Source organism: Micromonospora sp. PRAS1, from assembly GCF_059553435.1.
In genome coordinates this window covers 76,911-90,446 of sequence record NZ_JCANNB010000002.1, presented here as the reverse complement: position 1 = coordinate 90,446, position 13,536 = coordinate 76,911, and the positions used below count along the sequence as shown (strand labels likewise).

At 73.4% G+C, this 13,536-nt stretch carries 7 protein-coding genes; 6 read left to right on the top strand and 1 reads right to left on the bottom strand.

Annotated elements, in window-relative coordinates; all coding sequences use genetic code 11:
- Window positions 1–26 precede the first annotated feature (26 nt).
- Window positions 27–1,244 (top strand): prolipoprotein diacylglyceryl transferase, encoded by a 1,218-nt coding sequence (gene lgt, locus AC507J_RS02700; RefSeq protein WP_496287443.1) that lies wholly within the window; start codon window positions 27–29, stop codon window positions 1,242–1,244.
- 13 nt (window positions 1,245–1,257) lie between these two features.
- Window positions 1,258–2,442 (top strand): FAD-dependent oxidoreductase, encoded by a 1,185-nt coding sequence (locus AC507J_RS02695; RefSeq protein WP_496287442.1) that lies wholly within the window; start codon window positions 1,258–1,260, stop codon window positions 2,440–2,442.
- Window positions 2,443–2,452: 10 nt separating this feature from the next.
- Here the strand turns inward: AC507J_RS02695 and AC507J_RS02690 are convergent, their stop codons facing one another.
- On the bottom strand, window positions 2,453–3,280 hold the full coding sequence (locus tag AC507J_RS02690; RefSeq protein ID WP_496287441.1) for a GNAT family N-acetyltransferase: 828 nt from the start codon (window positions 3,278–3,280) through the stop codon (window positions 2,453–2,455).
- Between the two features lie 147 nt (window positions 3,281–3,427).
- Between AC507J_RS02690 and gltB the strand changes: the two genes are divergently transcribed.
- The 4 genes from gltB (at window position 3,428) to AC507J_RS02670 (ending at window position 13,523) form a co-directional block, all read left to right on the top strand.
- Complete coding sequence (gene gltB / locus AC507J_RS02685; RefSeq protein ID WP_496287440.1) at window positions 3,428–8,194, top strand: glutamate synthase large subunit; 4,767 nt, start codon at window positions 3,428–3,430, stop codon at window positions 8,192–8,194.
- A complete protein-coding gene (locus AC507J_RS02680; RefSeq protein WP_496287439.1) occupies window positions 8,187–9,686 on the top strand; it encodes a glutamate synthase subunit beta in 1,500 nt (499 codons plus the stop codon). The genes gltB and AC507J_RS02680 overlap by 8 nt, the downstream gene beginning before the upstream one ends.
- Window positions 9,687–9,902: 216 nt before the next feature.
- The gene (locus AC507J_RS02675) at window positions 9,903–10,703 is read left to right on the top strand and encodes an SGNH/GDSL hydrolase family protein (protein ID WP_496287438.1); all 801 of its coding nucleotides are present in this window, start codon (window positions 9,903–9,905) and stop codon (window positions 10,701–10,703) included.
- Between the two features lie 144 nt (window positions 10,704–10,847).
- Complete coding sequence (locus AC507J_RS02670; protein WP_496287437.1) at window positions 10,848–13,523, top strand: type 1 periplasmic-binding domain-containing protein; 2,676 nt, start codon at window positions 10,848–10,850, stop codon at window positions 13,521–13,523.
- Window positions 13,524–13,536 lie beyond the last annotated feature (13 nt).

The following is a 13,536-nucleotide window of genomic DNA, read 5'->3' as shown; positions in this document are numbered from 1 at the left end:
GGGTGGCAGCGGTACCGTGTGCATCCGTGAGTCTCGCCTCGCCGACGTACCTGGCCGCCATCCCCAGCCCGAGTACCGCCGTGTGGCATCTCGGGCCGATCCCCCTCCGGGCGTACGCCCTGTGCATCATCGCCGGCATCGTGGTGGCCTGCTGGGTCACCGAACGACGCCTGCGCCAGCGGGGCGTCGCCCCCGGCGCGGTGCTGGACATCGCCCTCTGGGCGGTGCCGGCCGGCATCATCGGTGCCCGGATCTACCACGTGATCTCCTCTCCGGCGGCGTACTTCGGCACCGGCGGTGACCCGATCAAGGTGTTCTTCATCCACGAGGGTGGACTGGGCATCTGGGGCGCGGTCGCCGGTGGCGCGGTAGGCGCCTGGTTCGCCGCCCGGCAGCTCGGCATCCCGTTCGCGGTGGTCGCCGACGCGCTGGCGCCGGGCCTGCCGCTGGCCCAGGCGATCGGGCGGCTCGGTAACTGGTTCAACAACGAGCTCTACGGCGGCCGGACCGACCTGCCCTGGGGCCTGGAGATCCACCGGATGGACGGTGGGCAGGCGCTGCGCGACGAGGCGGGCCGGCCGATCCTGGAGGAGGGGCTCTACCACCCGACCTTCGCCTACGAGGCGCTCTGGAACGTCGGGGTCGCCGCGCTGGTCTTCTTCCTCGACCGCAAGCTGCGACTCGGCCGGGGCCGGGCGTTCGCGCTCTACGTGATGGGCTACACCGCCGGCCGGTTCTGGATCGAGATGATGCGTACCGACGACGCCAACACCATCCTCGGCGTACGCCTCAACGTCTGGACCGCGGCGCTGGTCTTCCTCGGCGCGTTGATCTACTTCCTGCGGGTCCGCGGGCCGCGCGAGTACCTGATCCCCATCGGCGTGCCGACGGCCACCACCCCGGAGGCCACCTCCGACGTCTCCCAGCTCGACCTGTCGGCGCAGCGGACCGGCACCGAGCCGGTCATGCCGGAGGGCTACCGGGTGGTCAGCGAGGAGCAGTTCCGGCACTGGCAGGCCACCGGCGAGGCGCCGCCCGAGGTCGTCGCGGGCGACTCTGGAACCGCCACCGCCGGAGCGGAGGACTCCGCGCCCGCCACCGCCGGAGCGAAGGACTCCGCGCCTGGGAACTCCGGCACGCCGGGCTCGGCCGCCGAGAGCGGCACCGCTGAGCCGGCCGATGGGTCCGCTGCTGGCGACGCGGTGGAGTCCGCGCCCGGTCGACCCGCCGACCGCGACAGCTGAACGAGGGGGCGGTATGCGTAGCGCGGTGGTGGTCGGCGGCGGCCCCGGCGGCCTGGCGATCTCCGGCGCGCTGGCCCGGTCCGGCTGGCAGGTCACCCTCCTGGAGCGGGCCGACCGGATCCGCCCCGAGCCGACGGCGGTGGTGCTCTGGCCCAACGGGGTCCGCGCCCTGCGCGCCCTGGATCTCGCCGCCGGCCTGGACGCGATCGCCACGCCGTTGCCCGACGGCGGGATCCGGCGTCCCGACGGGCACTGGCTGGTGCAGCCGCGGCAGACCCCGGTCGAGCGGCTGCCGGTCGTGGTGCACCGGGAGGACCTGCACGACGCGCTGATCGCGGGCCTGGGGGAGCGGGTCGAGCTGCGCACCGGGGTGACCGTGCGGACGGTACGCGCGACCCCGGGTGAGCGCCCGGCGGTCGGCGACGGCCGGCACACCTTCGAGGCGGACCTGGTGGTCGCGGCCGACGGTGCCGAGAGCGTGATCCGCAGGCAACTCGCCCCCGAGGCGAGCCTGGTCAGCTCCGGCTGCGCCGCCTGGCGGGCGGTGATCCCCTGGTACCGGGCGCCGGGCCTGCCCGAGTCCGTCGGTGGCGAGATCCTCGGCGCCGGCTACCGGTTCGTGGCCGCCTCGCTCGGTGACCGGGGCTCGTCCGGCGGGTCCAGCCGGGGTGGCATCCACTGGATGGCCACCGCGGCCGGTGCGCCCCGACCCGAGCCGCCCGAGACGCAACTGGCGCTGTTGCGCCGCTGGTACGCCGGCTGGCCCGCACCCGTGGCCGAGCTGCTGGCCGCCACCGATCCGGCCGACCTGGTGCAGCAGGAGATCCGGGAGCTGCGTCCGCTGCCCCGGGCGTACGGCTTTCCGGTCGGTCCGGGTGGCGTGGTGCTGCTCGGCGATGCCGCGCACGCCATGCCGCCGCACCTGGGGCAGGGCACCTGCCTCGCCTTCGAGGACGCCGCGACGCTCGCCGCGCTGCTGCGCGAGTCGACGCTTCCCGACGCGGTGGTGGCGTACGACCGGGTGCGTCGGCCCCGCGCGGCGGTCGTGGTCCGGCAGACCCGCCGGATGTCGGCGGTGCTACAGGCCCGGGGCCGGCTGGCCCTGCGCGCCCGCGACGCGGCCCTCGGCACCATCACTCCCCGTCTGCTCGGCAGCGCCACCACCATCGCCACCCAGTGGCGCCCGCCGGCCAGCTGACCGGGGCGGGTCAGCGGGCGGTGCAGGCGGTCGCCACGCGACGGAAGCCGACCCGCAGGTAGACCCGGGCGATCTCCTCGTCTCCGGCGGCGAGGAAGACCAGGTCGACGCCGGCGGCCAGCAGGGCCCGGGCCAGCGTGGCGGTGACGGCGGTGGCCAGGCCGCGGCGGCGGGCGGCCGGCAGGGTGGCCACGCCGGCGATCTCGGCGGCGGTACCGAGGCGCATCGCCATCGCGCCCGCCAGCGCGCCCTCCTGCGCCGTGCTGACCAGCGCCGACAGTCGTCGTCCGGCGACGATACCGGCCTGTTCCTCGGCCAGCGCGGCCACGTCCAGTTCGGCGAGCGCGGCATCGCGCTCGGTGGGGCCGGCCGGACCCCGGCCGGTGCCGGGCACCGAGAAGCCGACCGCGGCGACCGCCCGGCGGGCCGCCACCGCCGCCGGCAGGTCGGGGTCGGCGGGATCCAGCACCCGGGTCGGTACGCCGCTGACGGCGGCCGGCTCCGGCAGCCGGGCCGGGTCGAGCACCATCAGCGGTGCCTCATGCACCGACAGGCCCGCCGAGCGGGCCACGGCGAGCAGGTCGGGGGTGGTCTCGTGCACCCATTCGAGGGTCTCGGGCAGGCCGAGGGCGCGCTGGCGGGCCCGTACCGCCGACACGTCGGCGAGGGTGGGGGGCCGGGCCGCGTCCCGGCGGGGGCGGGCGTAGAACGGCCATCCGGGGCCGTTGCGGATGAAGAGCACCAAACCGCCGTGATCTTCCGCACGGGCCGCGTCCCGGGGCAGCCCGTCGTAGAAGCGTTCCAACCGGTCGAGCAGGCCGGCGTGCTTGCTATCCACCGCGCGAGACTAACGTTCCCAGAGTCTGGACGGTGTGATCTATCTGCACTGGCCTTGCACACCGCGCCCTAACGTAGACTCAATAGACCGAGTAAGGGCCGACGTCGTCCCGACCGCGATTCAACCTGAGTGACGACAGGAGGCCCGGTGGCCTTTGCGTACCCACACCGCCCCCATCCGGCGCCGGGAACCGGCCAGGTGACCTCCCCGGCCGGCCTCTACGACGGCGCCCACGAGCACGACGCGTGTGGCGTGGCCTTCGTGGCGGACCTGCACGGTCGACGCTCCCACACGGTGGTCGCCAACGGCCTCGGCGCGCTGTGTCGGCTGGACCACCGGGGTGCCCGGGGTGCGGAACCGAACACCGGTGACGGCGCGGGCATCATGATCCAGGTGCCGGACGCGTTCCTGCGCGCCGTGGTGCAGTTCCCGCTGCCGCCGGCCGGCGAGTACGCCACCGGCCTGGTCTTCCTTCCCGACGACGACGCCGCCGAGGCCCGCGCCCGGCAGGTGGTCGAGAAGTACGCCCTGGTCGAGGGTGCCGAGCTGCTCGGCTGGCGGGACGTGCCGGTCGATCCGTCGGATCTCGGCGAAACCGCCCTGGCGGCGATGCCCCGGGTCCGGCAGCTCTTCCTCGCCGCGCGGCGGCTCACCGACACCCCCGCCGGCCCGGCCGGCTCCCCGCTGAGCGGCATCGAGCTGGAACGGGTCGCCTTCTGCGTACGCAAGCAGGCCGAGCGGGAGTCCGCCGAGCGGGGCGTGCCGGCGTACTTCCCCTCGCTCTCCGGTCGCACGATGGTCTACAAGGGCATGCTCACCCCGGACCAGCTGCCCGCGTACTACCCGGACCTGACCGACGAGCGGGTGGTCAGCGCCATCGCCCTGGTGCACTCCCGGTTCTCCACAAACACCTTCCCGTCCTGGCCGCTGGCGCACCCGTACCGCTTCATCGCGCACAACGGTGAGATCAACACCATCCGCGGCAACCGGAACTGGATGCAGGCCCGCGAGGCGCTGCTGCGCACGCCGGAGCTCTCCGGCAACATCCGCCGGGTCTTCCCGATCTGCACCCCGGCCGCCTCCGACTCGGCCAACTTCGACGAGGTCCTGGAGCTGCTGCACCTGGCCGGGCGCAGCCTGCCGCACGCGGTACTGATGATGATCCCGGAGGCCTGGGAGAACGACCCGGACATGGCCGCCGACAAGCGCGCCTTCTACCGGTTCCACGCCAGCCTGATGGAGCCCTGGGACGGCCCCGCCTCGGTCGCCTTCACCGACGGCGAGATCGTCGGCGCGGTGCTCGACCGCAACGGCCTGCGACCGGGCCGCTGGTGGCAGACCGCCGACGGGCTCGTGGTGCTGGGCAGCGAGGCGGGCGTGCTCGACCTCGACCCGGCCAGCGTGGTCGCCAAGGGCCGGCTCCAGCCCGGCAAGATGTTCCTGGTCGACACCACCGCCGGCCGGATCGTGCACGACGACGAGATCAAGACCGAGCTGGCCGCCGCCGAGCCGTACGCCGACTGGCTGCACGCCGGCCTGATCGAGCTGGACGAGCTGCCGCCGCGCGAGCACGTGGTCTACACCCACGACTCGGTACGCCGCCGCCAGCAGACCTTCGGCTACACCGAGGAAGAGCTGAAGATCCTGCTCGCCCCGATGGCCCGCACCGGCGTGGAGCCGATCGGCTCGATGGGCACCGACACCCCGATTGCCCCGCTCTCCACCCGGCCGCGGCTGCTCTACGACTACTTCCACCAGCTCTTCGCCCAGGTCACCAACCCGCCGCTGGACGCCATCCGGGAGGAGTTGGTGACCAGCCTGGCCACGACCATCGGCCCGGAGGGCAACCTGCTCGACCCCGGTCCGGCGAGCTGCCGGCAGATCGTGCTGCCCTACCCGGTGATCGACAACGACGAGCTGGCCAAGATCCTCGACATCGACGAGGACGGTGATCTGCCCGGCTTCAAGGCGGTCCGGGTCTCCGGGCTGTACCGGGTCCGCGACGGCGGCGCCGGCATCAAGGCCCGGCTCACCGAGATCTGCCGGCACGTCTCCGAGGCGATCGAGGATGGCGTACGCATCCTGGTGCTCTCCGACCGCGACTCCAACGCCGACCTGGCACCGATCCCGTCGCTGCTGCTCACCGCGGCGGTGCACCAGCACCTGGTCCGCGAGCAGACCCGCACCCAGGTCGCGTTGATCGTCGAGTCCGGCGACTGCCGCGAGGTGCACCACGCGGCGGTGCTGGTCGGCTACGGCGCGGCGGCGGTCAACCCGTACCTCGCCTTCGAGTCGGTGGAGGACATGATCTCCACGGGCGCGTTGGCCGGGGTCGAGCCGCGCACGGCGATCCGCAACTACGTCAAGGCGCTCGGCAAGGGCGTCCTGAAGATCATGTCCAAGATGGGCATCTCGACCGTGTCGTCGTACTGCGGCGCGCAGGTCTTCGAGGCGGTGGGGCTGCACTCCCGCCTGGTCGAGCGGTACTTCCGGGGCACGCCGAGCACGATCAGCGGGGTCGGCCTGGACGGCATCCACGCCGAGGTGGCCGCCCGGCACGCGCTGGCCTGGCCGGCACCGGGCGCCGACGCCGTCGACCGGCTGCCCGTCGGCGGCGAGTACCAGTGGCGCCGTGAGGGCGAGCTGCACCTGTTCAACCCGGAGACGGTCTTCCTGCTCCAGCACGCCACCCGCAGCCGGCAGTACGACGTGTTCCGCTCCTACACCGCAAAGGTCGACGAGTTGGCCGCGAAGGCCGGTTCACTGCGCGGGCTGTTCCGGCTGCGTACCGGCGTGCGGCCGGCGGTGCCGATCGAGGAGGTCGAGCCGGCCAGCGAGATCGTCAAGCGGTTCGCCACCGGCGCCATGTCGTACGGGTCGATCTCGGCGGAGTCGCACGAGACCCTCGCGATCGCGATGAACCGCCTCGGCGGCAAGTCCAACACCGGTGAGGGCGGCGAGGACGTCGAGCGGCTGCACGACCCGGCGCGCCGCTCCGCGGTCAAGCAGATCGCCAGCGGCCGGTTCGGCGTGACAAGCGAATACCTGGTCAACGCCGACGACCTTCAGATCAAGATGGCCCAGGGCGCCAAGCCCGGCGAGGGCGGGCAGCTGCCCGGCAACAAGGTCTGGCCGTGGATCGCCCGGACCCGGCACGCCACCCCCGGGGTCGGCCTGATCTCGCCGCCGCCGCACCACGACATCTACTCGATCGAGGACCTCGCCCAGCTGGTGCACGACCTCAAGTGCGTCAACCCGGCCGCCCGGGTGCACGTGAAGCTGGTCAGCGAGGTCGGCGTCGGCACCGTCGCCGCCGGGGTCGCCAAGCTCAAGGCCGACGTCATCCTGATCTCCGGCCACGACGGCGGCACCGGCGCCTCCCCGCTGAACTCGCTCAAGCACGCCGGCACCCCGTGGGAGCTGGGGCTGGCCGAGGCGCAGCAGACGCTGCTGCTCAACAAGCTGCGTGACCGGGTCACCGTGCAGGTCGACGGTCAGCTCAAGACCGGCCGGGACGTGATCGTCGCGGCGCTGCTCGGTGCCGAGGAGTTCGGCTTCGCCACCGCCCCGCTTATCGTCTCCGGCTGCGTGATGATGCGCGTCTGCCACCTGGACACCTGCCCGGTCGGCATCGCCACCCAGAACCCGGTGCTGCGCGAGCGGTTCACCGGCAAGCCGGAGTTCGTGGAGAATTTCTTCCTCTTCCTCGCCGAGGAGATCCGCGGCTACCTGGCCGAGCTGGGCCTGCGCAGCATCGACGAGGCGATCGGCAGAACCGAGCTGCTCGACGTCGCACCAGCGATCGAGCACTGGAAGGCCGGCGGGCTCGACCTGCACCGGGTGCTGCACCTGCCCGAGCTGCCGGAGGGCGCGGCCCGCCGGGGCGTCCGGGCCCAGGACCACGGCCTGGACAAGGCCCTGGACAACGAGCTGATCGCCCTGGCCGAGCCGGCCCTGCGCGAGCCGGGCACGGCCGACGGCGAGGCGCGGCCGGCCGACGGCGAGGTGCCGGTCCCGCCGGTACGGGCCGAGGTGGTGATCCGCAACGAGCATCGCAGCGTGGGTGCCATGCTCGGCGGCGCGGTGACCCGCCGGCACGGCGGCGCCGGGCTGCCCGCCGACACCATCGAGTTCACCCTGCGCGGCACCGCCGGGCAGTCCTTCGGCGCGTTCCTGCCGCGCGGGGTCACCCTGCGCCTGCACGGTGACGCCAACGACTACGTCGGCAAGGGGCTCTCCGGCGGGCGGCTGGTGGTCCGGCCGGACGCGGCGGCACCCTTCGTGGCCACCGACGCCGCACCGGGCCGCCGGGCCGAGGACCAGATCATCGCCGGCAACACCATCCTGTACGGCGCCACCGCCGGCGAGGTTTTCCTGCGCGGCCGGGTGGGGGAGCGGTTCGCGGTACGCAACTCCGGCGCGGTGACCGTCGTCGAGGGCGTCGGCGACCACGGCTGCGAGTACATGACCGGCGGCACGGTGGTGGTGCTCGGCCCGACCGGCCGCAACTTCGCCGCTGGGATGTCCGGCGGCACCGCCTTCGTCTGGAACCTCGACCGGCGGCTGGTCAACACCGAGCTGGTCGACCTCTCCGCGCCGAGCGAGTCGGAGCGGGCCCGGCTGCACGAGCTGGTGCAGCGGCACTTCGCGGAGACCGACTCGGCGGTCGCCGAGGCGCTGCTCAAGCGCTGGCCCGAGGCGGTGGAGGAGTTCACCGCCGTGGTACCCCGGGACTACCGCCGGGTGTTGGAGATCATGCAGGCCGCCGAAGCCGCCGGCCAGGACGTCGACGACGCGGTGATGAGCGCACTGGCGGCACCGGCCGCCCCGGCGGCGCGGCCCGCGCCCGTCGACGCGTCCGCGCCGGTCCCGCCCGCCCCGCGGGTGGTCGCCCAGGAGGTGGCTCGTGCCTGACCCGAACGGTTTCCTGCGCTACGGCCGGCAGCTGCCGGCCCGCCGGCCGGTGCCGGTACGCATCAGTGACTGGCGGGAGGTCTACCCGTCAGCCGGTGAGGGGCTGATCCGCGAGCAGGCCACCCGCTGCATGGACTGCGGCATCCCGTTCTGCCACGACGGCTGCCCGCTGGGCAACCGCATCCCGGACTGGAACGACCTGGTCCGCACCGGTAACTGGGACGCGGCCGTGGAGTCGCTGCACGCCACAAACAACTTCCCCGAGTTCACCGGCCGGCTCTGCCCGGCACCCTGCGAGGCCGCCTGCGTACTCGGCATCGCCGGGGGCGATCCGGTGACGATCAAGCAGGTCGAGGTGGAGATCGCCGACGCGGCCGGAGCCCGGGGCCTGACGCCGCGTCCGGCGCCGGCACCCACCGGGCGGTCGGTCGCCGTGGTCGGCTCCGGTCCGGCCGGGCTCGCCGCCGCCCAGCAGCTGGCCCGCGCCGGTCATGCCGTCACGGTGTACGAGCGCGACAACGCCATCGGTGGCCTGCTGCGCTACGGCATCCCCGACTTCAAGCTGGAGAAGCGGCACATCGACGCCCGGCTGGCCCAGCTGGCGGCCGAGGGGGTCGTCTTCCGCGCCGGGGTGGAGGTCGGCGTAGACGTCACCGCCGAGCAGCTGCGCGCCGGGCACGACGCGGTGCTGCTGGCCTGCGGCGCGTTGCAGGGCCGGGACACCGACACCCCCGGCCGGCAGCTGCGCGGCGTGCACCAGGCGATGGCGCACCTGGTGGCGGCCAACCGGGTGGTCGCGGCGGCCGGCCAGGGCCGTCCCGCCCTGGCCACCCTGCCGGACGGTACGCCTATCGACGCGGCCGGCAAGCATGTGGTCATCATCGGCGGCGGCGACACCGCGGCGGACTGCCTCGGCGTGGCGCACCGGCAGGGTGCGGCCGGCGTACACCAACTGGACCTGTACCCGCAGCCGCCGAGGCAGCGCGACGAGGCCCGTGACCCGTGGCCGACCTGGCCGTGGATCCTGCGCGAGTACGCCGCGCACGAGGAGGGCGGCGAGCGGGTCTTCGCGGTGGCGGTGCAGGAGTTCGTCGACGACGGCACCGGCGCGGTCCGGGCGGTACGCATCGCCGAGGTGACCGTCGAGAAGCGGGACGGCCGGCGCATCGTCACGCCGGTGCCGGGCACCGAGCGGGAACTTCTCGCCGACCTGGTGCTGCTGGCGATCGGCTTCGAGGGCACCGAGGAGCAGCCGCTGCTGACCCAGCTCGGCCTGAGCCGCAACCGCCGGGGCGCGATCGACTCCCGGGCCGACTGGCAGACCGACGCCGACGGCGTCTTCGTCGCCGGGGACATGCACCGGGGCGCCTCGCTGATCGTCTGGGCGATCGCCGAGGGGCGGGCCGCCGCCGCCGCGATCCACGCCTACCTCGGCGGCACGGGCACCCTGCCCGCCCCCGTCCAGCCCGCCTCACAACCACTCGCGGTGTAAGGAAGGGCCCCCTTTTAACGCCTCGTGCATAGCAGGGGCCCCTTCTTAACAGTGACTGTTAAGAAGGGGCCCCTGCTAACAGCTGCCGTCGGGTGGCGGCGTCGGGCTGTTCCATCGATCGAGATGTTTCGCTAGGATTACCGATCAGTAACCACCCGTTCCCTGGCCACGCGCGCGGTCATCGGGCTCCACCACCACCCTCTGTGGAGGTCCGTCATGCCACACCGGCCGCTGGCCCGCGCCCTGGCCGCGCTGGTCGCCCTCTGTGCCGCCGCTCTCGGCGCGTTCGCCCTGCCGGGGGCCGCCCAGGCCGCCGCCCCCATCCACTACGTCGCGCTCGGCGACTCGTACTCCTCCGGCGTCGGCGCCGGACCGTACGACCTCTCCACCTGCCTGCGCAGCCAGAAGTCGTACGCGCCACTGTGGGCCGCCGCCAACAACGTGGCCAGTTTCCGCTTCCCCGCCTGCGGCGGCGCGGTCACCGCCGACGTGCTCAACAACCAGCTCAGCTCGCTGAGCACCAGCACCACAATGGTCACCATCACCATCGGCGGCAACGACGCCGGGTTCGCCGACGTGATGACCAGCTGCCGCTTCGGCAGCTCGTCCACCTGCACCAACGCGGTCAACGAGGCGAAGGCGTTCGCGACCGGCACCCTGCCGGCCCGGCTGGACCGCACCTACGCCGCCATCCGGGAACGCGCGCCCAACGCCCGCCTGATCGTGCTCGGCTACCCGCGACTGTTCGAGACCGGCAGCTGTGGGCTGCTGGCGATGAGCAGCGCCAAGCGCACCCTGCTCAACGAGGCCGCCGACGTCCTCGCCGCGGTGACCGCCGAGCGGGCCGCCGCGGCCGGCGCCACCTTCGCCGACACCCGACCCACCTTCGCCGGCCACGGCGTCTGCGGCGCCCAGCCGTGGATCCGGGACGTCACCGGCGTCATCGAGGCGTACCACCCGAACGCCGACGGCTACCGGTACGGCTACCTGCCGGCGCTCAACGCGGTCACCGGCTGACCGGCCGGGCGGCGGGCCGCGCTCCGACCCGGCCCGCCGCCCGCGAGAACGCTCGCCGCTCCGCGAGCGCGTCTACCGACTGTTGTCACCGTTCGGCACACTGGGCAGACCATCGTGCACTGTCCGTGATCGTCGGGGGTGGGGATGAGGGGAACGACCGGCCAGCCGCCGGCTCCGCCGGTACGGGACCGCATCCCGGCCGGTGGGTTGGAACTGCTCGCCCTGCTCACCCGCCTGCTGCGCCGGCCCCGCCGGGGTGACCACCGGCTGCCGGTGATCTGGCTGGTCCGAACGGCCTCGGGGGGCGACCCGATGCCACTGCTGCGCCGGTTCCTCGGTCAGGGGCCACGGCGACGGGTACCGCACGGGGTGCTCGACCTCGCCGCGGCTGGTGCCGGGGTGGAGGTGCCCACGCTGCTGCGGGATCTGCACCGCCAACTCTCCCTGGAGGCCTTCGGCACGGCCCGGCTGCGCTTCCGACACTACCGGCTGGCCGACTGGCTGATGCACCAGAGCTTCGACCTCGACGCCGACGACGGCCGAGCCACGCTGGTCCGCCGGCTGCGCGACCGGCAGGCGGGTGCCACCCGTGGCGAGACGACCCCGACCGGTTCCGACGCGGTGGGCCTGGCCACGCAGGCGCTGCTCTGGTTGGCCCGTCGGGTGGTGCCCGGGGTGGTCTTCCGGGTCGCCGTCTCCGGGCGGGTGCCGTTGATCGGCCCGCAGTACCGGTGGTTCATGCGCCAGCAGTATCTCGCGCCCCGGCAGTCGGTCACCTTCCTCGGCTTCGCCGAGCGGCTCACCGCCGGCTGGCGCGACGGGGAGCAGCCCGACCAGGTCAACAAGCTGCTGCTGCACGCCTTCCTCGAGGATCTGCGGCAGGCGTACCGGCGGCGAATCTGGCGGCCGTCGGACTGGCGGCGCACCGCGTACCCGGTGCTGCTGCTCGACCACGTCGCTCCCGGCAACGTCGGTCACGTCCTGGTCCGACTGCTCAACGACGTACGCAACGAAACCGGCCGCAACGACCCGCTGCTTGTCGTCGCGGCGGCCGGGCAACCCCCGCCGGAGCTGCCCGAACCGTATCCGCTCGACGACGCCGACGAGGCGTGCGACGAGTGGTCCGAGGCGCTGCCCGAGATGCGGCGGCTGCGCCGCGCCGGGGCCTGGCTGGTGGTGTTCCGGCCGGACGACACCGATGCCGGCCCGCCGCCGCGCGGCGGGGTGCGCGCTTTCGCCGCGCCCGACCCGCCCTGGTGGTCGCGGCGCTTCCTGCCGGCGGCCCTCTGTCTGGTCCTGGTCGCCGCCGGTGGTCTCTGGGTCGGCTCGCGGTGGGCACCGGGCTGCCACCCGTCGCCGACCGGCCGGGTGGCCGTGCGGATGGTGGACGGGGAGTGCGTCGGGTACAGCGACAGCGCCGCGCACGTGTTCAACACCGACCGGGGCCAGGACCGGCTCCGCGCCGTCCAGGAGCGGATCTTCGCCCAGAACCGGGAGGCCGAGGCGGTGTGGCAGCGCAGCGACCGGCGCCGGCCGTACCTCACCCTGGTCTACCTCGGCACGCTGACCGGCAACCGGACCCGCGACGACGAGGAGTCGTACGTCTCCGAACGCGAGGAACTGGAGGGCATGGCGGTCGCCCAGCAGGCCCTGCTCCAGGAGTCGGCGAGCGCCGACGGCGCGGCGCTGCTGCGCATCGTGGTGGCCAACGGGGGCCGGCAGATGCGCCACGCAGCCAGGGCCGTGGCCATGCTCGCCGAGTTGGCCCGCGACGATCCGACGGTGCTCGGCGTGGTGGGCATGGTGGACAGTCGGGTCAAGACCGCCGAGGCGCTGCGTGAACTCAACCGGGTCGGGCTGCCGGTGCTCGCACCGACCCTCTCCGCCGACCGGATGGACGCCAACTCCCGGCTCTACCTCCAGATCTCCGCACCCAACGCCGACCAGGTACGGATGGTCGAGGCGTACGCCCGGCAGGTGCTCAAGGTCGACGAGGCGCACGTCTACTACACCACCGGCGAGAACAGCTCGCTCGACGACGACCTCTACGTCAACACCCTGGTGGCAGGGCTGCGGCAACGCTTCGGTGAGCGGATCACCCGGCTGGCCGAGTGGCGTACCGGAATGCGGCTCACCGGCGAGTGCGGCTACCCCGGCATGCTCTTCTACGCCGGCCGGTGGTCGGAGTTCGACGGCTTCCTGCGCGCCCTGCGGGCCTGCGGCAGTGACCCGCCGAAACACCTGGTCACCGACGACTCCGTCAACCGGTACATGGCCAACCCGAGCCTGCGTACCGCCGCTCCCGGCAACATTCCGGTCACTTACGTCTCCAAGGCGGCCCTGGCCACCTGCGCCGCGCTGCGCGACGCCGAACAGCGCCGCGACGACGCCCGGGCCAGCTTCCTGGCGCTGGTGCAGGCGCCCGACCTGCTCGATCCGCCGCGCTGCCGCCCGGAGCATCCGCAGCCGGTCGGCGAGCGGGTCAGCCTCGCCTACGACGCGGCGATGATGATGATCCGGGCGGTGGAGAGCCTTGCCGCCCGGCTGCACCCGCCCACCAGCCCGCGCCGCAGGTGGGCGCCGACGTCGATCAACCCGATCGGGGTGCACGCCGAGGTGCTGCGGCAGAACACCAGCACCGGGCAGCCCGGCGTGGCCGGGCTGATCCGCTACCAGCCCGATTCCGGCGAACCGCTTGACAAACGGATCTCGCTGATGCGGGTGGAACGGGTGCCCGACCTGACGGCCGAGGCGGTGGAGGTGTTCCACTGTGGCAACGCCGACCAGGTCGCCCCGGCCACCTGTGCAGCAGTCGGCTGAGTCGTCGATCAGG